The organism is Stenotrophomonas maltophilia group sp. msm1 (assembly GCF_032025805.1).
GTDB lineage: Bacteria > Pseudomonadota > Gammaproteobacteria > Xanthomonadales > Xanthomonadaceae > Stenotrophomonas > Stenotrophomonas hibiscicola.
Window position 1 is genome coordinate 120,209 of the sequence record NZ_JAVSKH010000004.1, and the last position, 18,978, is coordinate 139,186.

At 64.6% G+C, this 18,978-nt stretch carries 32 protein-coding genes and 1 tRNA gene; 25 read left to right on the forward strand and 8 right to left on the reverse strand.

The genetic code is table 11. The annotated features are described in order from the left end of the window. Position 1: 1 nt before the first annotated feature. The 7 genes from ROV95_RS17650 to ROV95_RS17680 all read right to left on the reverse strand — a co-directional run bounded on the left by ROV95_RS17650 (position 2) and on the right by ROV95_RS17680 (position 3,734). The gene (locus ROV95_RS17650; RefSeq protein WP_312545524.1) at positions 2-940 is read right to left on the reverse strand and encodes a hypothetical protein; all 939 of its coding nucleotides are present in this window, start codon (positions 938-940) and stop codon (positions 2-4) included. Positions 941-1,023: 83 nt separating this feature from the next. Continuing rightward, complete coding sequence (locus ROV95_RS17655) at positions 1,024-1,542, reverse strand: hypothetical protein (protein ID WP_153855836.1); 519 nt, start codon at positions 1,540-1,542, stop codon at positions 1,024-1,026. A 148-nt stretch (positions 1,543-1,690) separates the two neighbouring features. Beyond that, positions 1,691-2,017, reverse strand: coding sequence for a hypothetical protein (locus ROV95_RS17660; protein ID WP_312545526.1), 327 nt, complete (start codon positions 2,015-2,017; stop codon positions 1,691-1,693). Then, positions 2,007-2,303, reverse strand: coding sequence for a hypothetical protein (locus tag ROV95_RS17665; protein ID WP_312545528.1), 297 nt, complete (start codon positions 2,301-2,303; stop codon positions 2,007-2,009). Before ROV95_RS17665 ends, ROV95_RS17660 begins: the two co-directional genes overlap by 11 nt. 109 nt (positions 2,304-2,412) lie before the next feature. After that, positions 2,413-2,736 carry a hypothetical protein gene (locus tag ROV95_RS17670; protein WP_312545529.1) on the reverse strand — a complete coding sequence of 108 codons (324 nt, stop codon included), beginning with the start codon at positions 2,734-2,736 and terminating at the stop codon, positions 2,413-2,415. Between the two features lie 163 nt (positions 2,737-2,899). Next, entirely contained in the window at positions 2,900-3,316 is a 417-nt protein-coding gene (locus ROV95_RS17675) for a lipoprotein (RefSeq protein WP_312545530.1), read from the reverse strand. 58 nt (positions 3,317-3,374) lie between these two features. After that, on the reverse strand, positions 3,375-3,734 hold the full coding sequence (locus ROV95_RS17680; RefSeq protein ID WP_308306836.1) for a hypothetical protein: 360 nt from the start codon (positions 3,732-3,734) through the stop codon (positions 3,375-3,377). A gap of 534 nt (positions 3,735-4,268) precedes the next feature. Here ROV95_RS17680 and ROV95_RS17685 point away from each other — a divergent pair. The 6 genes from ROV95_RS17685 (at position 4,269) to ROV95_RS17710 (ending at position 8,190) form a co-directional block, all read left to right on the forward strand. After that, the gene (locus ROV95_RS17685; protein WP_308306835.1) at positions 4,269-4,532 is read left to right on the forward strand and encodes a YdaS family helix-turn-helix protein; all 264 of its coding nucleotides are present in this window, start codon (positions 4,269-4,271) and stop codon (positions 4,530-4,532) included. A gap of 258 nt (positions 4,533-4,790) precedes the next feature. Next, positions 4,791-5,240: a phage regulatory CII family protein gene (locus tag ROV95_RS17690; protein ID WP_180853704.1), complete on the forward strand. Its 450-nt coding sequence runs from the start codon at positions 4,791-4,793 to the stop codon at positions 5,238-5,240. Beyond that, on the forward strand, positions 5,237-5,428 hold the full coding sequence (locus ROV95_RS17695; RefSeq protein ID WP_180853703.1) for a hypothetical protein: 192 nt from the start codon (positions 5,237-5,239) through the stop codon (positions 5,426-5,428). Before ROV95_RS17690 ends, ROV95_RS17695 begins: the two co-directional genes overlap by 4 nt. Then, complete coding sequence (locus ROV95_RS17700; protein WP_312545535.1) at positions 5,421-6,266, forward strand: hypothetical protein; 846 nt, start codon at positions 5,421-5,423, stop codon at positions 6,264-6,266. Before ROV95_RS17695 ends, ROV95_RS17700 begins: the two co-directional genes overlap by 8 nt. After that, a complete protein-coding gene (locus ROV95_RS17705; protein ID WP_312545537.1) occupies positions 6,263-7,573 on the forward strand; it encodes a DnaB-like helicase C-terminal domain-containing protein in 1,311 nt (436 codons plus the stop codon). Before ROV95_RS17700 ends, ROV95_RS17705 begins: the two co-directional genes overlap by 4 nt. Next, positions 7,570-8,190, forward strand: coding sequence for a hypothetical protein (locus ROV95_RS17710; RefSeq protein ID WP_312545538.1), 621 nt, complete (start codon positions 7,570-7,572; stop codon positions 8,188-8,190). Before ROV95_RS17705 ends, ROV95_RS17710 begins: the two co-directional genes overlap by 4 nt. An 11-nt stretch (positions 8,191-8,201) precedes the next feature. Here ROV95_RS17710 and ROV95_RS17715 read toward each other — a convergent pair whose 3' ends face one another. Beyond that, positions 8,202-8,798, reverse strand: a complete 597-nt coding sequence (locus ROV95_RS17715; protein WP_312545540.1) for a hypothetical protein — start codon at positions 8,796-8,798, stop codon at positions 8,202-8,204. 47 nt (positions 8,799-8,845) lie between these two features. Here ROV95_RS17715 and ROV95_RS17720 point away from each other — a divergent pair, with 47 nt between their 5' ends. The 19 genes from ROV95_RS17720 (at position 8,846) to ROV95_RS17810 (ending at position 18,923) form a co-directional block, all read left to right on the forward strand. Beyond that, positions 8,846-9,130, forward strand: a complete 285-nt coding sequence (locus ROV95_RS17720; RefSeq protein WP_088470464.1) for a hypothetical protein — start codon at positions 8,846-8,848, stop codon at positions 9,128-9,130. Beyond that, positions 9,127-9,576, forward strand: a complete 450-nt coding sequence (locus ROV95_RS17725) for a RusA family crossover junction endodeoxyribonuclease (RefSeq protein ID WP_312545542.1) — start codon at positions 9,127-9,129, stop codon at positions 9,574-9,576. Before ROV95_RS17720 ends, ROV95_RS17725 begins: the two co-directional genes overlap by 4 nt. Next, complete coding sequence (locus ROV95_RS17730; protein ID WP_312545544.1) at positions 9,573-9,785, forward strand: hypothetical protein; 213 nt, start codon at positions 9,573-9,575, stop codon at positions 9,783-9,785. The genes ROV95_RS17725 and ROV95_RS17730 overlap by 4 nt, the downstream gene beginning before the upstream one ends. Positions 9,786-9,793: 8 nt before the next feature. Next, positions 9,794-10,189, forward strand: a complete 396-nt coding sequence (locus ROV95_RS17735; protein WP_065197438.1) for a hypothetical protein — start codon at positions 9,794-9,796, stop codon at positions 10,187-10,189. Beyond that, the gene (locus tag ROV95_RS17740) at positions 10,186-10,569 is read left to right on the forward strand and encodes a GIY-YIG nuclease family protein (RefSeq protein WP_312545547.1); all 384 of its coding nucleotides are present in this window, start codon (positions 10,186-10,188) and stop codon (positions 10,567-10,569) included. The genes ROV95_RS17735 and ROV95_RS17740 overlap by 4 nt, the downstream gene beginning before the upstream one ends. Before the next feature lie 78 nt (positions 10,570-10,647). Beyond that, positions 10,648-10,725, forward strand: a tRNA-Met gene (locus ROV95_RS17745). A gap of 84 nt (positions 10,726-10,809) precedes the next feature. After that, positions 10,810-11,310 (forward strand): hypothetical protein, encoded by a 501-nt coding sequence (locus ROV95_RS17750; RefSeq protein WP_312545549.1) that lies wholly within the window; start codon positions 10,810-10,812, stop codon positions 11,308-11,310. A 2-nt stretch (positions 11,311-11,312) separates the two neighbouring features. Further along, complete coding sequence (locus ROV95_RS17755) at positions 11,313-11,624, forward strand: hypothetical protein (RefSeq protein ID WP_088470468.1); 312 nt, start codon at positions 11,313-11,315, stop codon at positions 11,622-11,624. 5 nt (positions 11,625-11,629) lie between these two features. Then, positions 11,630-11,896: a hypothetical protein gene (locus ROV95_RS17760; protein WP_312545550.1), complete on the forward strand. Its 267-nt coding sequence runs from the start codon at positions 11,630-11,632 to the stop codon at positions 11,894-11,896. Beyond that, positions 11,883-12,317: a hypothetical protein gene (locus ROV95_RS17765; protein ID WP_312545552.1), complete on the forward strand. Its 435-nt coding sequence runs from the start codon at positions 11,883-11,885 to the stop codon at positions 12,315-12,317. Before ROV95_RS17760 ends, ROV95_RS17765 begins: the two co-directional genes overlap by 14 nt. Next, complete coding sequence (locus ROV95_RS17770) at positions 12,293-12,595, forward strand: hypothetical protein (protein WP_312545553.1); 303 nt, start codon at positions 12,293-12,295, stop codon at positions 12,593-12,595. The genes ROV95_RS17765 and ROV95_RS17770 overlap by 25 nt, the downstream gene beginning before the upstream one ends. Beyond that, on the forward strand, positions 12,592-12,777 hold the full coding sequence (locus ROV95_RS17775; protein WP_312545555.1) for a hypothetical protein: 186 nt from the start codon (positions 12,592-12,594) through the stop codon (positions 12,775-12,777). Before ROV95_RS17770 ends, ROV95_RS17775 begins: the two co-directional genes overlap by 4 nt. Beyond that, a complete protein-coding gene (locus ROV95_RS17780) occupies positions 12,774-12,953 on the forward strand; it encodes a hypothetical protein (RefSeq protein WP_197596422.1) in 180 nt (59 codons plus the stop codon). Before ROV95_RS17775 ends, ROV95_RS17780 begins: the two co-directional genes overlap by 4 nt. A gap of 131 nt (positions 12,954-13,084) precedes the next feature. Next, complete coding sequence (locus ROV95_RS17785; RefSeq protein WP_312545558.1) at positions 13,085-13,285, forward strand: HNH endonuclease; 201 nt, start codon at positions 13,085-13,087, stop codon at positions 13,283-13,285. 210 nt (positions 13,286-13,495) lie between these two features. Then, positions 13,496-13,861, forward strand: a complete 366-nt coding sequence (locus ROV95_RS17790; RefSeq protein WP_146257554.1) for a hypothetical protein — start codon at positions 13,496-13,498, stop codon at positions 13,859-13,861. Continuing rightward, positions 13,862-15,559 carry a terminase TerL endonuclease subunit gene (locus ROV95_RS17795; RefSeq protein ID WP_312545563.1) on the forward strand — a complete coding sequence of 566 codons (1,698 nt, stop codon included), beginning with the start codon at positions 13,862-13,864 and terminating at the stop codon, positions 15,557-15,559. Then, positions 15,556-16,839, forward strand: coding sequence for a phage portal protein (locus tag ROV95_RS17800; protein ID WP_119007723.1), 1,284 nt, complete (start codon positions 15,556-15,558; stop codon positions 16,837-16,839). Before ROV95_RS17795 ends, ROV95_RS17800 begins: the two co-directional genes overlap by 4 nt. Positions 16,840-16,843: 4 nt before the next feature. Further along, complete coding sequence (locus ROV95_RS17805) at positions 16,844-17,731, forward strand: head maturation protease, ClpP-related (protein WP_119007724.1); 888 nt, start codon at positions 16,844-16,846, stop codon at positions 17,729-17,731. Between the two features lie 4 nt (positions 17,732-17,735). Beyond that, positions 17,736-18,923, forward strand: coding sequence for a phage major capsid protein (locus tag ROV95_RS17810; protein WP_065177538.1), 1,188 nt, complete (start codon positions 17,736-17,738; stop codon positions 18,921-18,923). The last annotated feature ends 55 nt before the right edge of the window (positions 18,924-18,978 follow it).

The window sequence follows — 18,978 nt, forward strand, 5'->3', positions numbered from 1 at the left end:
CTCAGTAGCGGATGGCCACGGCCGGGACCTTGCCCTGCACGATGGCGGTGATGACGGTGGCGGCGTCGTCTTCTCTGATGCCCTGTGCGATCAGTGCGGCCATGGCGGCGCGGTTGATCGAACGGCGGTGTTCGACGTCGGCAGCGCGGGCCTCGTCCGCCTTGCGCTGCGCATCGGCCTGGGCCTGGCGCTGGCGTTCGGCGCGGTCGGCTTCTTCCTGGGCGCGGCGCTCGGCAGCGGCGACGGCCTCGGCCTTTTCGCGCTCGGCCTTGTCGGCGGCATCCTTGGCGCGCTGCTCGGCTTCGGCTGCCTCACGGGCCGCGCGCTCGGTGGCTTCGCGCGCCTCACGTTCGGCACGCTCCACGGCAGCAGCCGCCTCGCGCTTCGCGTTCTCTGCGGCCTCAGCCTGCAGGCGGGCCTCGCGCTCGACGCGCTCACGCTCGGCCTGCTCAGCTGCAACGCGCTGGCGCTCTGCCTCTTCAGCGGCGCGCACGGCTTCCTCGCGGGCGCGGATCTCTTCTTCCTTCCGGGCGATCTCGGCCAGGCGGGCCGCTTCGGCCTCAGAACGCGCGCGTTCCTCGGCCTCGGCGCGCTCGCGCTCAATGCGGGCCTGCTCTTCTTCCCAGTCGGTGAGCGGCTTGCGCACTTCGTCGCGCAGCGCGTCCAGGGTGTCGCGGGCCTTCTTGCGGGCCGAGTCGATGTCGCCGGTCTGCTTCTTCAGGTCGGCCACCAGCGCCTTGCCGGCGTCATCGATGGCGATCTTGGAGCGCGACACCTTGTAGGCGATCGAGGCGATTTCCTTGCGGCCGGCAACCGTCTTGACGTTCGGTACCAAGGTGACGGCCTCAGCGCGGATGCGGGCCAGCAGGTCGTCCAGTCCGCCGCCGGTGAAGACCTCGACGGCGTTGACGGATTCGAGTGGAATTAGGGCTTCGGACATGGCAGTTCCTTTGTCGGATGGGAATAGATGCCGGCGTCGTGGAATCCCGGCCGGCGCGGGGCCCGTGAGGGCGGGGGAATGCGTTACGCGGCCAGGTCTTCCTGCTGCGCGGCAGCGCTTGGCGGCGTGAGGGTCAGACGCACCTCACCGCGGCGCCATGCAGAGATCAGCTCGGCGTCTTCGTCCTCGTCCAGCAGCACCGAGACGGTGAAACCCATGGCCACGCTGCCGCCTTCGAGCGGCTTCCAGGTGATCTTCTTCACCTTGGCATCGGCGAAGAACACCGCTTCGATGTGGTCCATCAGGGAGCCGATCGACAGCTCGTAGCCTTCGAACTTGCCGGTGATGTCCTGCTCGCCCAGCAGCGGCAGATTCAGCGCCACCAGGTCCGTGCTGCCTTCCATCGGCAGGTTCTGCTGCTGGCCCTTGTCGGCCTTCTTCCAGAACGCCGGCAGGATGGCCGGGTCGATGGTGTTGAGGATCGTGTTCGGAGCGTTCAGCGAGAACTTCAGGTCAGCAGCGGCCGCGTCTTCGTCGCCGTGCTTTTCCTTCCGCAGGTTCAGATGCGAGAACACCGCATCGTGTTGATCGAGTTGGAACATCGGTGGTGCCTCTCGTAGGAGCCGGCCGCGCCGGCGGGAAGTCAGGACCAGGCCAGCGGCCAGCACATGGCGGCTGCGAGCGCGGCGGTGATGGCGTAGCAGGCGAGGCAGGCGGCGACGTCGCGCCAGTTGCTGCAGCCGAAGAAGGTCAGGAGGCGCATGCGGCTTCCCCTGTGGCCTTGGCGATGGCGGCGCGTGCGAGTGCCAGGTTCTCGAATGGGGAAGGCTCGTAGCACTCGCCGTACTTGTCTTCGACTAGCTCCGCTTCGAGCCGGATCAGCGCTTCCAGAAGTTCCGGCGCCGCAGCGATCAGGCGGGCGTGACGCAATGCCTCGTCCGCGGAGATTCCATCGAGACCGTGAGCGTTCGGGTCGCGCTGGATGGCGATCGCCACGGCACGCTCGCTCCCTTCGGGGACGATGCGGAACCCAGCAACGCATTCCAGTTCGCACAGCTGCCAGCTCTTACTGCTCATCGTCGGATTCCTCCACGCACAGGCCGTCCACGGCCTCGCGGTTGTGATCGGTGTCGGTGGGTTCGCAGGCCGCCAGAGCAGCGTCCAAGCGATCGCCGGTTGTGATCACGTCGACCAGGTCGCTGGAGTCGCGGTAGGCACGGGCAGCGGCGCGGACGTTGGCGAAGGCCATGCGCACGGCGTCGACCTGTGCAGCGGCGTCAGCCAGGCCCTGTTCCTCGCGCAGGTAGTGCGCGCAGTTGTCGAGGGCGGCATCCACGCCGATTGCCAGCAGCCCGGCGCTCACGACAGCACCGCCTGCAGCAGTACGGTGGCCAGCACGCCCAGGCAGAACGCCAGGGTATTGGCGACGACAGTGGCGACCACGTGGTGGCGCTGCTCGCGTTCGGCGGCGGTCATGCGGCGTCCTCCATGTGCCCGGCCTCGAAATCGTTCATCGAGGCGTCCACGCGGCGGGACATGTCGCGGACCAGATCGGCCAGCTCGCGGAAGTGGGGCAACAGGTGGGCCGGAACCTCCTGCGTCAGGAGGTGGGTCATCACGTGCCGAGCCTGGCTCAGCTTCTCGACCAGCGGGGCCACGTCGCCCTCGCGCTCCAGCTCCGCCGCCACGTGGTCGCAGGCGAACTGGAAGGCCTCGTCGTTCGGTTCGGCCGGTGCGCGGCCGTCATGGCTGCGCTGAGCAGCGCGGGCCAGGTCGTTTGCGGTGCGGACTGCCATGGGTGACCCCGTCTGGATGGCCCGGGTGGGCCGACGGGTATAGCATTACCGAAACGGTTACGATCAGTCAATACCGAAACGGTAATTACTTTTTCTTGCCCGCCTCGCAGGCGTAAAAAAGCCCCGCAGGGCGGGGCTTCTGGACTTGCCGCGACGGGATGGCTCAGGGTATGTCGGTGCGCTTTGCGGCTATGGCAGCCTTGATTGCATCGTTGAATCGGATGCCAGCCTCGAACGCATTGGGCTGACAACCAAACATGTTGTTACACCCGCCGCTGAAAACGATCCTGTAATTGCCGTTCCCGATCGGTTCCTTGAGCACACGCATGGACAAGGTCGGGTCGTACTGCCCGCTCCCGTAGGTCTCGATCAAGACGTTCGTGGCCGTTTGGATCTTCAGGCGGCTGTTCTGTGCAACCCACACTTGCGCAGATTCCCACGCGGCGTCGCATTGTTCCTTGCCCTGGCACTCTGGAATACCAGCTTGGAACTCCTGCTTCAGGTTCGCCGCGTTCTGGCCAGTTGTCGCGCAGCCGCTAAGGCCTAGCACGACCGTAGCGAGCAAAAGGATTTTCCTCATGAAACTCATCTCCCTGTAGTTGCGTTCGTCAAATCAAAAAGCGGCGAGCTTGGCCCGTTCAGAACTGAGCCCTGAGCAACCCGGCATCCTCAAAGCTGATGCCATCTCGCATGCAATCTTGTGCACGCTCTAGGTCTCGGTGTAGTTGGATCAGCGCTTCATCATCCAACTGTTCCACGCCAGCAAGACCGAAGACCGCCTGGTCAATGATCATCTGCATCGGGAATCCCCACCGCCTCCGCAAGTGGCGAATCATCCTGCAGTGCGATTCCCTGGTGAGGTCGTCCATCTGCCGAACCGCTGGGGTGCAGGTCACAAGGCGAAGGCGAGCGCGCGGCGTGGGTGTTTCGGTACCCATCGCTTTTGCCATACGGTTAGCCAGTTCCTTCAACCGCTCTTCGCTCAGTGCCATCGCCATCTCCCTTTACTTTGTCCAATCGGGCCACGAAGGCCCGCATGAAGTCGAGGACATTGCTGTCATCCAGAGACGCTGCCTCCGCGCGGACCGTTTCATACGCGACGGCCAAGGCGGTGACGTTGATTTCTGGGACAGGTGGTTCCCCCCGGATCTCAGCCACCAACTGAAGTAGGCGGTGAGCTGAGCGAAGGGTATCGATGTCGATTCCCACCGGCTGAGACTGCCGAGACGGTGCGCGGTCGAGTTCGCCGTGCTCCAAGCCCATGGCTGCCTCCAGGTCCCGCGCAAGGCGGTTGCCTATGCCCTTGGGCGAGGCTTCAGAGATCCATTGGCTCACCTGGGGTTGCTGCCAACGGGTCCCGCCATATTGTCGGGCCCAATCCGCCGGTCCTCCTGCCTGGGTTACCAAGCGGCGCATGTTTTCGGTTCGGGCGGTACTGGCGTCCATGGGGGTAATGGTCACAAGTACAGCCCGCCGAAGAAATGACCGAAACGGTGTTGACCGCGCATAACCAAAACGGTAATGTGCTGGGCATGAACCTGACCAACTACGCGGTATCCAAGGGTGGAACTGGGACGCTCAAGTGCCCGGTTCTGGATTCGGTGGCCAAAAAGGCAGGCTGCAGCGCCGGGACGCTGTACCAGATTGCGCTTGGCAACAAGCAGCCCAGTGCAAAGCTCGCCAACGAGATCCATCGGGCAACGCGCGGGCGAGTTCCGCGTGGAGAACTGCGCCCGGATGTGTTCGGGGTCCCTCCGGGCACAAGTTGCGCTCAGCAGGACGAAGCGACGGCATGAAATGGCCACTCACGGAACCATTGCCGGGAAGGGGAGCACCGCCCCCAGCGCCATCCCTGGCGCTCGGCGGGGCTGGCGCAGGCATCGCACCACGTCCCGGCCTTTGACCCTCCTGATCGAGTACGCCCTTCCAGCCATGTGCACCAGCCTGACCACATTCGGTGCCCACAGCAGCCTTGCTTCCTTTTTCGCTCGCTTCTCCATGCCGCGCATCTTGCGCCGGCGTCGTAACGCAAACCACGTTCACCGAGACCGCCCATGAACATCACAGACGCCGCACACAAGACCGTGAAGGACTACCCCGGTGGTAGTGAAGCGCTGGCCGTCCGCATCGGCATGTCCGCCGCGGTGCTGCGCAACAAGGTCAACCCGAACAACAACACGCATCACCTGACCCTGGCCGAGGCCAGCGAGATCATGGGCGTGACCGGTGACGACCGCATCCTGCATGCGATGGCCGCTGAGCACGGCTACACCCTCCAGAAGATGCAGGCGGACGGCATGGCGTCCGTGATGGGGGCGATGCTGGAGAACGCTGCCAAGCAAGGCGCGTTCGCGCAGGCGCTGCAGGAGGCACTGTCTGACGGCCTGATCAGCGAGAACGAGATGAAGGCCATCAGCAGCGCCGGCACTGCGCAGGTGGAGGCCATGATCAACCTGCTGGCACGCCTGCGGGCTGTGACCGGCCAGCGTGGAGTAGGGGCATGACCACCAACTTCGACCAGGCCCGAGAAGAGCGCATCCAGATGCTCGCCGCCCTTATGCGAGTGGCGATGGTTGCTGGGGAGAGGGAAGAGGCTACCCGCCTCCATTCCGAGTTCAAGGCGGCCGTCCTAGCCCGTTCTACCGAGCAGGTGCGTTCCATGGAGAAGCGAATGGGGGTGTCCCATGCGTGAGTATGGACAGATCCAGTGCGCGTTCTGGCAGAGCCAGGATGCGCAAGAGTGGACCGATGCCGGCAAGCTGCTGGCCGCTTACCTGATGACCGGCCCCCACTCGAACGGGCTGGGCTGCTACCGCTGCCCGGATGGCTACGTGATGGCCGACCTCGGGTGGTCTCTGGAAAGGGTTTCGGAAGGGTTTGCCGAACTGTCTCGAAACGGTTTCGCATACCGTTTCGAAGGGGTTGTTTTTCTGCCCGGATTCCTGCGTTGGAACAAGGTCGCCAACGGCAACGTGGCGGCGGCGCGCATGGCGGAGTTCGAGGCGCTTCCGAAGGGGGAGGCAAAGGCCCGCGTGGCCGGCGCAATCCTGAAGTACGTCAAGCACTTGGGTAACGACTACCGAACCGTTCTCCAAACGGTTGCAGAAACCGTTTCCGAAACGGTTCCCCCAACGGTTACCCAAACAGAACCCAACCCAACCCAACCCAGAGAGAACCCAAACCAAACCACTTGCGCTGCGCCGGCCGAGCCGGCTCCGGCTGCTGACCTGCTGCCACCGGAGCCTGCTTCGCCAGTGGCCGTCAGCTTCCTGCTGAACGACGGCAAGGACTTCGAAATCACCGAGGTCCAAGTCCGTGAGTTCGCCGAGCTGTACCCGGCCATCGACGTGATGCAGACCCTTCGGGCGATCAAGGCTTGGACGATCTCCAACCCGAAGAACCGGAAAACCCGCAGCGGTGCCATGCGGTTCGTGAATTCCTGGCTGAGCCGCGCGCAGAACCAGGCGCCGACCCGGCCGGGCACAGCGCCAGCGCAGCAGAAGGGCGCACTGCCGAGGCTCAGCGCATGACGACCCTCGAAGCCAACCACCGCGCGGCGATCCATCAGGTCGAGCGCCAGGTGCTGCACACGGCGATGTGCCGCCCGTCCAGCATCGCCGACATGCCGCTGCTGCCGGGTCACTTTGGCAACGAGGCGCACGGCCAGCTGTGGGAGCTGATCCGCAGCATGGACGCCGGCGGGAAGCCGGTGGACGCGGTGACGATCTCGGACGTGGCCGACCGGATGGGCAGCCCGCGACTGAGCGAGCTGGCGATGCTGATCGGCGTCGACCGCGATCTGTACCCCAGCAGCCAGCCCGCCTATCAAGCGTCGATCCTGCTGTCCGCGTGGCGTGACCGTGAGGCCTTGGCGATCGCACGGGAGCTGCAGGAAGGCGCGCAGGCGCGGCAGGAGGACGCGGTCGACGCCGCGATCCAGCGGCTGATGACCCTGCACACCGCAGACCGGAGCTACGAACACACCTCGCAGTCGGCGCTCGATGCCGCCGTAGCTCAGGCCATGGAAGCGCAACGCAACGGCGGGAAGCTGATCGGCGTTTCCACCGGCATCTTCGACCTGGACGAGGCGCTGGGAGGTTTCCACGACAGCGACCTGATCATCGTGGGTGCGCGGCCGGCGATGGGTAAGACGGGCTTCCTGCTTGGCGCCACTGCCGCTGGCGCCAAGGGCGGGCCGGTGGGCCTGATCTCGGGCGAGCAGCCTGCCGACCAGGTGGGCCTGCGCTGGCTGGCCGCTGGTTCGGGCGTCAACGTCGGTCGCCTGCGTGCTGGCAAGTTCCGCCACGACGACGTCGGCTCGCTGCTGCACGCCGCCGAGCAGTACGGCGCGCTTCCGGTGCGCATCCACGATCGGCCATCGCCAGACATCACCGAGGTGGTGCGCGAGGCCCGCCGGTGGAAGCACCAGCTGGGCATCCGCGCGCTCTACGTCGATTACCTGCAGCGCATCGAGATCGCGTCGATGTCGCGCGCACCGAAGCACCAGCAGGTGGGCAGCATCACCCGCAGCCTGAAGAACCTGGCCCGTGATCTGCGCATCCCCGTGGTGGCATTGGCGCAGGTGAACCGCGAGGCCGACGGCGAGCGGCCGCAGATGAAGCACCTGGCCGACAGCTCGGAAATCGAAAAGGAAGCCGACCAGATCATGATGCTGTGGCGCGACCTGTCCAACCCGCAAGCCGAACGCACCGCGGCAGAAATCAACGTGGTGAAGAACCGGCACGGGAACATCGGCGTGGTGCCGGTGACGTGGCACGGCGGCTCGACGTCCTACGTCAACCGCAGCGCTGCCGACGAGCTGGGGGAAGTCGCATGACCCTGACCGCTGCAGCGAAGAAGATCCGCGCCAAGCGCGCGCGTCGGCCGATTTACCTGGTGGTGGCCAAGCTGATCGACCCGAACACCGGCGAGCTGGTGGGCGCCCTGGTGCCGGCCAATGCCGTCGACCAGCGCTTGCTGCGCGATCGCAAGTTTCGAGTGGGCCGGGAGATCCGCGGCGAGCTGAAGCAGCCGCGTGAGGAATGGCAGCACCGGTTGATCCACAAGATCGGGCATCTGATGGTCGACAACGTCGAAGGCTGGGAGCAGCTGGACGCGCACGACGCGGTGAAGCGCCTGCAGCTGGACGCCAACGTGTGCTGCGAGACGGTGGAGATGGACGCAACGCCGGTCATCGCCGCGGTGCTGGATGCCTGCGAGGCGCTGCTGGGTGCTGGCGCCCGCAAGGTGCTGGCCGGCGTGCTGCCGGAGATCCGCACCATCTCGGTCAAGCGGGCCGAGAGCCTGTCATTCGACGAGATGGAACAGGCCCGGTTCCAAGAACTGTTCGATGGCCTGACCGAGTACATAGGTCGCCGGTACACCCACGTGATGCTCGACGACGTGCGCGCCGAGTTCTGGAACATGGCAGGGCAGAACAGGAGGGTGGCGTGATGAACTGCGATCTATTTTTCCCAGAGGGGCTCTCGAATCTTCTTAAGCGCCTGATTGCTCATGTTCTGTGCATTTTCCAGATGCTGAATGAAAGCGCATTCGTGCTTTCTAAGAAGAATGTCTCCCTTAATCAAAGACTGCGCTTCCAGGAAGGAGTTAGTTACGGTCAGGAAATCCCCGCCGGCTTCACCCATCAAGTAACAGTCTCGCTCCACGTCCTTCACCTCGTCGGGCAGGGGAAGTGGATGGATCTCGGGATGAACATTTCCCGTCTGCTGGGTTCGGGCGAAATCGAGCTGTTCAGCGATCACCTTCTGAAATCGCTCCAACGCCCGATTCGCGCGGGTGTGGCGACTTTTCATTTCCAAGTCGTCTTTCTTGGCTTCCTCAGCTCTTGCTACGCTTCGCTCGTGAGCGGCTATTCCAATCGCCGCCAGTATTGCACCCACGCTCCCAACGGCCTGAACCCATGCAGGCCAGTCAATGCTGATCGGTGGGCGTGGCTGAGGCGGATGTTTGCTCAACAGAGCCCATGCCAAAAGAGCACCTGCGGCAAAGGCCATTACAGCCACCACCGCCCAATCCCGGTCTGTTCGTCCCTGTTTCATGACTCCCCCCTGTTGTTGGCACGGATTCTACCGTCCGGGGTGGCCGCGTGAGAACGAAGAACGCCAAGGCCTTCACCCAGGCCGAGAAGCGGCACGTGGACGCCGTGAAGCTGCTGCCGTGCAGCGTGTGCAGTCGCCCTGGGCCCAGCGATGCCCACCACATCAACCAGGGCCAGCACTTCACGACTGTGGCCCTGTGCAAGGACTGCCATCAGGGCAGCTTCAACGGCATCCACGGCCAAAAGCGCATGTGGCTGGTCATGAAGATGGACGAGTTGGCCGCCCTCAACGTCACCCTTTCCCGGCTGCAGCTCCAGGAGGCCGCACGATGATCCACCTGACCCTCCCGTATCCCATCAGCTCGAACCGTTACTGGCGCGCTGTGACCATCAAGGGTCATGCCGTCATGGTCCCGACCAAAGAGGCGAAGGCCTACAAGGCCGAGGTTGCCTGGCTGGCCAAGGCTGCAGGGATTGGCCATCCGCATGCTGGCCGCATCGCGCTGACCATCCGGCTGTACCCGAACCTGCCGCAGGACTGGGCGAAGCGTGCGCGCCGCGACCCGCACACCTGGGACGACACGGTGCAGTGCATCGACCTAGGCAACTGCGAGAAGGTTCTGTCCGACGCCCTCAACGGTGTGGCGTGGGTGGACGACAAGAAGCACCGCCGCATCCTGCTCGAACGCATGGAGCCGGATGCCAAGGGCGCACGCGTCGAGCTGGTCATCGAGCATTTGGCCGCGGCACCCAGCCTGTTCGGCGAGGCCGCCGCGTGACCACGGCCGAGGCCCGCACGCGGAAGAGATACAACGCCTACCTGCGCCAGCATGGCGTCTGCTCGGTCTGCACCATGCGGGAGCGCGGGAGCAGCCCGGCGCACTGCCAGCGGCGGCCGGACAGGAGGGGGAACTGCGACACCGACGGCCTGCTGCCGGTGTTTCGCTTCGATGAGAACGTGTTGAAGGGGATGCGCGATGAATCCTGAGGTGACCCATGGATAAGAAGCAGCTCGAAGCGCGCCTGATCCAGTGGGCGGAAGAGTACGGCGGTGGCCGGTACGAGCACATCGGCTACTCCAGCCGGAACCTGCTTCAGTCCCTGATTGAGCATCAAGGGTTCGTGCCGGGTACCGGTGGCTACCGCGGCATTCTCATCAACACGCCTGGAGACGAAGTCCAATCCGCAGTGCTTGCCATGGAGGCGTATGGCTACATCCGACCCGGTCGGACGCTGCGATGCGAGTACTTCCTGAAGTCGGCGCCACTGGAACTGAAGCTGCAGAACCTGCGGCGCGCGGGGATCGACATTAAGCGGCCGACCTACTACGACTATCTCGCCATCGCAAAGGCATTCGTGATGGGTCAACTTTCGAAGGAGAACGCAGCATGAAGATGCGCGTATACATGATGATCGCCGACGCTTGCTGTGGTGAGAGCTTCTTCAAGATCGGGGTGACCACCGATCTGGCTGCGCGGGTCAGCGCCGTGCAAACCGGCTGCCCGATGCCCATCACCGATGTGGCCTACCTGGACCTGCCCCGTGGTGCTCGGTCAGCTGAGGCCATGTTTCATGACCAGCTCCGCGCCTATCACACGCAGGGTGAGTGGTTCCGCATGAACCTGTCTGACCCCGTCCACAAGCAGGCGATGAAGGATGCAACGGCCTTGGTCGTTAAACACTTCGGCGTGAGCGAGACCCGGTGGAAGCACATGAGCCTCGATGCGATCCGGTCGTTGTGCAAGGTATTGCGTCTAGACAATGTGGCCTAGAAACTTGGCACCATTCGAGAAGTCCCCCCTGAAGCCTTGGCCAACGCCGGGGCTTCTGTATTTCGGGGCATCGTCTCCTGCGGGCGTGGGCCAGTGGTCTAAGCCGCCGGGCTCATAACCCGGAAGTCCCCGGTTCGAATCCGGGCCCCGCAACCACCTACGCCCGTCCACCCTCACCGGACCCATTCGCCGAGCCTGCCGGGCTGCGGTGACGGGCACCCTATCGCCGGAGATCCACCGATGTCACAGCTACCGCTGCCGATGACCGCGGCGCAGTGCCTGCAACACGTGGTCATCCCGGCCTTGGCCCTGCTGGGTGCCGCCCGCTACGACTCGCCTGAGGCGCGAGTGATGCTGCTGGCCATCTCCGGGCAGGAGTCTGGGCTGAAAGTCCGCCGGCAGCAGCCGGGGCCGGCCCGTGGCCTGTGGCAGTTCGAACAGGGCGGCGGCGTGCGCGGGGTGCTGAACCACCCGTCGACCCGGGCAGCGGCCGCGCTTCTCTGCGGCGCGCGCGGTGTCACCGCGACGCCGGCCGGCGTGTATGCCCAGCTGGAACAGGACGACATCCTTGCAGCTGGGTTCGCCCGCCTGCTGCTGTTCACGCTGCCCAAGCGCCTTCCGCCGATCGGCAACGTCTCGGTGGCTTGGGCGCAATACCTGGACGCCTGGCGCCCCGGCAAGCCGCACATCGACCGTTGGCCGAAGAACTACCGCGCCGCGGTTGAGGCGGTAAGGGCGTGACGATGGAAGTCCAGCCGAGCCAGGACGGCCGCACCCGCGTTTCCCTCGGCCCGGTAGAAAAGTGGTTCGTGACCGCTTTTGCCGGATTCATCGTCGCCGGCGGGTACTGGCTGATCAGCTCCATGCAGGCGGTTCTGACCCAGCAGCAGGTGACGAACCAGCAGATGGCCACGGTGCAGCAGCAGCTGCAGACCTTCAACACCCAGCTGGCCGACGTCCCAGCGCTGAAGCTCGAACTGGCCAAGCAGGCCGTGCAGGTCGAGCAGAACAAGCAGGACATCAAGGAGCTGAAGCAGCTCAGGGGGCTGAAGTGAAGAGCGTGAAACTCACCAGCGACCGGCGCCATTTCTGGCGGTTCTGGTCGGTTCGTCTGTCGCTGCTGGCCGGCATCATCAGCGCAACGGCGCTTGGCATCATCGGCGCGTATGTGCTGCTGCCCGCCGACTGGCTGCCGGTGGTGCATGACGGGTTCAAGCAGGCCGTGGCCTACAGCGCCCTGGCATCTGCTGGCCTGACGTCGTTCCTGGCTGCGGTATCCCGCATCTTCGTGCAGCCCAAGCTGAGCAACGGCGATGCTGATCCCTGACCCGCTGCGGCCTTACATTGGCCTGATCCGCGTGGGGCTATGGATTGGGGCAGTCGGCGCGGTCCTGCTGATGGGCGCCCGGCTGGGGTCGGACTACCGTGCGAAGAAGGATCAGGCCCTGATCGCCGCCGCCGAGAAGCAGCGCGACCAGGCCAAGGCCCGCTCCGACGAGAACCTGCGTGCCGCCAACGCCTGCGGCCAGCTGCTGCAGGAGGTGAACCGGCAGACGCAGCTGGCCATCGATGAAGCAGCCCGTCAGCAGCAGGCAGCCAAGGAGGCCGCACGGCTGGCCGAGGCAGCCGCAGCCCAGAGCCAGCGCCGAGCCACCCAGGCCGAGCAGGCCCTGCAGGCGGCCAAGAACCAGCCGGGATGCCGGCAGCAGTTGGAGCAGAACCTATGCGACGCCATTCCGTTGCTGTGATCCTGGCAGCGGCCCTGCCGCTGTGCGGGTTCGGCAGCTGCAGCAAGGCCGAGAAGCCCGGCCTGCCCAAGGTGGTGTATGTCCCGGTCGAGCGCACCGTGGCTGTGCCGGCGGCGCTGACCGCCCGCTGCCCGGCGAAGCGCGCCACCTCCCGCACCGTAGAAGCCGTCGTCGCTGCATACAACGCCAATCTCCTGACTCTGGAGGACTGCGATAGCCGAATGAGCGCTATCGAGAAGCTGGCCCCGGCCGGCGACCAGAAGCAGGTGGAGCCATGAGCATTGGTTGGCCGCAAGCGATCTACCTTCTATTGGTCCTGATAGGGCTTGGCGCTGAGATTGCCAGGCACGGTGAACTGAAGAAGCCAGCACGTCACAACGCGGTGACTAGTTTCATCACTGTGATGCTGATCGGCTTGTTGTTGTACTGGGGTGGGTTCTTTGACGGGGCGTCAGCATGAGCCTGTCGGACCGCTTGCGCCGCATCGAACTGAGGCAGGAGGAGCAGGGCAGGAAGCTGGACGCCCTGATTGAGGCGCTGGCCGCCGAGGGTGAGGAAGAGCACGACCAGCCAGCCCGCAGCCTGGACGGTGAGCTAGTGCCCGGCGAGCGTGACCAATCGCAGAGCCTTGGCTGATGGCGAGGGTCACCACCCTTGCTCCGCGCATCGCCAGCGCGCCCAGCAGGCTAAAGCCGGCCACGCCTGTCGTGCCCAGGTATGGGAAGGGCAGAGGTGGCAGGCCCTGGCGTAGGAAGCGGGATGCAGTCATGCAGCGGGACCAGTACCTGTGCCAGTGCGACAACTGCCAGACAGGAGGCCGGCTGCCGCTTCTGGCTGACGAGGTGGACCACATCGTGCCGGTGGCAGAGGGCGGCACGGACGACATGTCCAACCTGCGCGCCATCAACCACGACTGCCACAAAGCGAAGACGCAGGCAGAGGCAAGGCGAGGTGCGGCGCGACGTTGAACCGACCGCGTGGAACAACACGCGACGGAACAACGGTTTCACATCGGCGGGAATAGGCCCGGGGGGGGAGGGAGAAAACTTCATGGCCTTTGCCACGGACACCCGCCGCCCACTCATTCAGAGGTTTTTTTCTCGGCCGGAATTTCAGGCTGAGGGCCATTTATGCGCAAAAACACGAAACCTGGCCGCCCGGCGTTCAAGGCCACCGCGGTGCAGCGCCGGCTGGTGACCAACGCAGCGGCCAGCGGCATGACGCACCAGGAGATCTCGATCGCGCTGGGTATCTCTCGGAACACCTTGGAGAAGTACTTCGAAAAGGAGATCTCAGCAGCTGCACTGCGCCGGCGAATGGAGGTGATGGACGCCATGGCGAGGACGGCACTTAAGGGCAACGTGGCCGCCCAGAAAGCGTTCCTTGCGCAGGTTCCCACGCTGGCTGCGCCCCCGGTGCCGCAGGAGAAGCCGGTGGGTAAGAAGGAGAAGGCCAACGCTGATGCGGTCGGTGCGGAGACCGGTACCGGCTGGGAAGGCCTGCTGGGCAACAACGTCACCCCCATCAGCCGGGCCGCCAAGTAAGTGAGCTGGGACCTTTCCTGTCGGGACTGGTGGGGCAAGCTGCAGGCCGGCCAGCTGCCGGTCACGCAGCTGCCCCTATGGACCCAACAGGCGGAACGCGCGGCAGCCATTCTGGGCAGGCTTCGTCTGGCGGACGTGCCTGGCACGCCCACCGTGGCGGAGGCCGGCGGCGAGTGGTTCCAGGACGTGGCACGCAACATGTTCGGCTCGGTGAACCCGGAGAACGGAGACCGCGAGATTCGCGACCTGTTCGCCCTGGTACCGAAGAAGAACGCCAAGACGACCTTCGGAGCGCTGGGCATGGTGACAGCCACGCTGATGAACCAGCGCCCACGTGCCACGTTCCTGATGACGGCACCGGTGCAGGACACGGCGCAGCTGGCGTTCGACGCCGCCGCCGGCGCGATCGAGCTGGACCCGGTGCTGGATGCCAAGTTCCACATCCGCCACCACCTGAAGACGATCATCCATCGCGAGACGAAGGCCTCGCTGGAGATCATGACGTTTGACCCTGCGGTGTTGACCGGCGTGAAGGTGTCGGGCGGAGCGCTGATCGACGAGCTGCACGTGTGCGCCAAGAAGGCCAAGGCCGCCCAGGCGCTGCGTCAGATCCGCGGCGGCATGGTGCCGTACCCGGAAGCGTTCCTGTGGTTCATCACCACGCAGAGCGACGAGCAGCCGGTCGGCGTTTTCGCCGACGAGCTGCAGAAGGCCCGGGACATCCGCGACGGAAAGCGGGTGGGCAAGATGCTGCCGGTGCTGTTCGAGTTCCCGCAGGAGATACAGGAGTCGAAGGACCAGCAGTGGAAGGACCCGCAGCTGTGGCCGCTGCTGAACCCGAACATCGGCCGGGCCATGACGCTGGAGCGCATGGTGGAAGAGTTCGACGACGCCGTGGGCACCAGCGAGGCCGAGCTGCGCAGCTGGGCGTCGCAGCACCTCAACGTGCAGATCGGGGTGGCGCTGCACCAGGGCAGCTGGGCGGGGGCAGAGTACTGGGAGCAACAGGCCAACAAGAAGCTCAAACTCGCGCACATGCTGAAGGTCTGCGAGGTCATGACGGCCGGGATCGACGGTGGCGGGCTGGACGACTTGTTGGGGCTCTCATTCTGCGGTCGGCACAAGTACACCAAGCGGAAAATGCTGGTGTCCTTTGCCTTTGCACACCCCAAGGCAGTTGAGCGCCGCAAGAGCGAGCAAGAGCGATATGCCGGCTTCATCAAGGACGGCAGCATGTTCGTCGGCGGCATGGAGGAAGAAGGTGCCACCGACCTGCGCGAAATGGCCAGGATGGTGAAGTTGGTGGAGGACGCCGGCCTGCTTTCGGGAATCGGCGTGGATCCATCAGGGCTGGGGACTGTGCTCGACGCATTGGCGGCCGAGCAAATCGATCCCGATCTGATCATTGGCATCCGCCAGGGTTGGCAGTTGACCGGAACCTGCAAGGTGTTCGAGCGCTGGCTCTCCGACGGCCTGCTGGAGCATGACGGCTCGCGGCTGATGGATTGGTGCGTGGGCAACGCCAAGGTCGAAGCGTCTAAGAACGCCCTCTATGTCACCAAGGCGGCGAGCGGAACCGGAAAGATCGACCCGCTGATGGCGGCGATGAATGCGGTCGAGCTCATGTCGCGGAACCCAGAAGCGAAAGGAACTATGGACGATTGGCTGAGCGATCCGGTCATGGCGGGTAGGGCATGAAGACGAAACCACGGCAAGGCGTCCTTGGGCGAGTTCGTGCGGCAGTCGATGGCTGGGTGCGGTCATTCACGACCCGCGACGCCGAGCTCTACATTGACCGCGAGATGGCCAATGAGGCCGGCGTAGCCGTCACAGCAAAGGCGGTTCTCCAAGTCGACGCAGCCTGGGCGTGTGTCCGCTTGATCTCTGAGACGATCGCCACATTGCCCCTGTCGATGTATGAGAGGACGAAGACCGGAAAGCGCGTCGCGAGCCAGCACCCGCTGCATTTCGTCGTTCACGACCAGCCAAACATCGACTCGACTGCGGCGGTGTTCTGGGAGGCCATGGTTGTCGCGATGCTGCTTCGTGGCAACGCCTTCGCTGAGAAGCTCTATGCCGGCGAACGCCTGATCGGCCTGCAGTTCCTTGATCCGGCCAGGCTCACCATCAATCGTGACCTGAACGGCAACAAGGTGTATCGCTACCTGCGCGCCAACGGTGCTCCCAGGATCATCGCGCCGGCGAGGATCTGGCGCATTCCCGGGTTCACGCTGGATGGCGAGAACGGCGTGTCCGTGATCGCCTACGGTGCCAAGGTGTTCGGCAACGCCATCGCTGCAGACCGAGCAGCGGCTCGCACATTCCGAAACGGGCTGCTCCAGACGATCTACTACAAGGTCCAAGCGTTCCTGAAGCCTGAGCAGCGGACGGAGTTCAAGAAGAACCTGATGGGTTCCATTGAGCGCGGTGAAACCCCGCTGCTCGAAGGTGGAACCGAGGCCGGTACGCTTGGCATCAAGCCATCCGACGCGCAGCTGTTGGAGTCGCGGGCATTCTCCGTGGAGTCGATCTGCCGCTGGTTCCGCGTGCCGCCGTGGATGGTTGGCCATACGGAGAAGTCGACGAGCTGGGGAACCGGTATCGAGCAGCAGATGATCGGCTTCCTGACCTTTACGCTGGGGCCGTGGCTGCGGCGCATCGAGCAGGCCATCAGCAAGGACCTGCTGACGCCGGCCGAGCGCCTGCGCTACTACCCTAAGTTCACCGTGGAAGGCCTTCTGCGCGCGGACAGCGCCGGACGCGCTGCGTTCTACGGGGTGATGGTGGACAAGGGCATTCTGACCCGTGATGAAGTGCGCGAGTTGGAAGACAGGGAGCCGATGGGCGGTAATGCCGCCGTGCTCACCGTGCAAACCGCGATGACCACGCTGGATTCCATCGGCGCTGGTTCAGATGCTGACCAGGCCCGGGCCGCTATCCGCGCGTTCCTGGGCTTCTCCGAAGACAAGAAGGACTGACCACATGACGATCAAGACGCTGCCGGGTGTACCGGAGGGCCGCCCCTGCGCCGCTGTCAGCAGCCAGATCCAGCCGCGCGCCCTTGACCGCTGGGAGGCTGGCGTCAGGGCGGCTTCCGACACCGATGCGGAGCGGTCCATCAGCATCTATGACGTGATCGGCTACGACTACTGGACGGGCGAAGGCGTGACCGCCAAGCGCATCGCGGCATCCCTGCGTGCGATGGGGAAAGGACCGGTCACGGTCAACATCAACAGCCCCGGCGGCGACATGTTCGAAGGCCTGGCGATCTACAACCTGCTGCGCGAGCACGACGGCGAGGTCACTGTGAAGGTGCTGGGCTTGGCTGCATCGGCTGCGTCCGTCATCGCCATGGCCGGTGACACGGTCCAGATCGCGCGCGCCGGCTTCTTGATGATCCACAACGCTTGGGTCGTTGCCGTAGGCAATCGGCACGACCTTGCTGACGTGGCTGCGACGCTCAAGCCCTTCGACGACGCGATGGCAAGCATCTACGCCGCGCGCACCGGAGCCGAGCAGAAGGCCATGTCCAAGCTGATGGATGCCGAGACTTGGATCGGCGGCGCCTCCGCAGTGGAGGACGGCTTTGCAGATGAACTTCTGGCCTCCGACCAGGTGGAGAAGGGCGCAAGCAAAGAGAACGCCTCAGCGGTGCGCCGTGTGGAGGCAGGCTTGCGTGCGACAGGCATGCCGAAGTCAGAAGCCATGCGCTTGATCAGCGAAATCAAGTCCAGCCGGGGTGATCCCGCTGGCAGCGGTGAGGGCGATCCCACCGAACAGCCCCGGCTATCGCCGGATGCTTTCAGTAGTGCGGCGGCATTGGCCGCAACACTCACCAACATCAACACCACCGAGTCCCACAAGGAGTAACTCAATGTCCATCGAAACCGATATCCAGAGCATCAACGCCAGCCTCAAGACGGTCGGCGACCAGCTCAAGGCACATGCCGAAGCTGCAGCAAAGTCCGGCGATCTGAACGCCGCCCTCCGCTCCGACGTCGACGCAATGCTGAGCAAGCAAGGTGAGCTGCAGGCCAACCTGCAGGCTGCCGAGCAGAAGCTGGCAAAGATCGAGGCCAACGGCGCCGGCGGCGACGTGCAGCACCAGTCGTTCGGCCAGCAGTTCGTCAACAGCGACGAGTTCCAGGCATTTGCCAGCAAGACCACCCCGCGTGGTCGCGTCGACATGACGTTCAGTGCTGCGATCACCTCGGTCACGACCGACACCGACGGCGCGGCCGGCGACCTGGTCACCCCCACCCGTCTGCCGGGTGTCATCGCGCCGCCGGACCGCCGCCTGACTGTCCGCGACCTGATCACGCCGGGCCGAATGGACGGCAATACGCTGGAGTACGTGAAGGAAACTGGCTTCACCAACAATGCCGCACCGGTGGCTGAGGGTGCGAAGAAGCCCGAGTCCAGCCTGAAGTTCGACCTGGTGAGCACCACTGCAAAGGTGGTCGCGCACTACATGAAGGCATCGCGCCAGATCCTCAGCGATGCCTCGCAGCTCGCCAGCTACATCGATGGCCGCCTGCGCTACGGTCTGGCGTTCAAGGAAGAGCAGCAGCTTCTCAATGGTGACGGCACCGGCCAGAACCTGCTGGGCATCATCCCGCAGGCGACGGCTTACGCTGCACCGTTCGAGCCGGCCGATGCCACGGTAATCGACAAGATCCGCCTGGCCATGCTGCAGGCGCAGCTGGCTGAGTTCCCGGCCAGCGGCATCGTGCTCAACCCGATCGACTGGGCACGTGTCGAGCTCCTGAAGGACACCACCGGCCGCTACATCATCGGCAATCCGCAGGGTGTCATCGGCGCCACGCTGTGGAACCTGCCGGTCGTTGCAACCCAGGCGATCGCCGAGGACAAGTTCCTCACTGGCGCATTCAAGCTGGGGGCGCAGCTGTTCGATCGCTGGCAGGCACGTGTCGAGGTGGCCACCGAGAACGAAGACGACTTCGTCAAGAACCTGGTGACCATCCTGGCCGAAGAGCGCCTGGCGCTGGCGGTCTACCGGCCGCAGGCCTTCATCTACGGCGACCTGGGCAACGTCGCCTAATCCACCGTTCCAGGCTATCCCGGCCTGCCACAGTGCAGGCCGGGTTCGGAGAGGA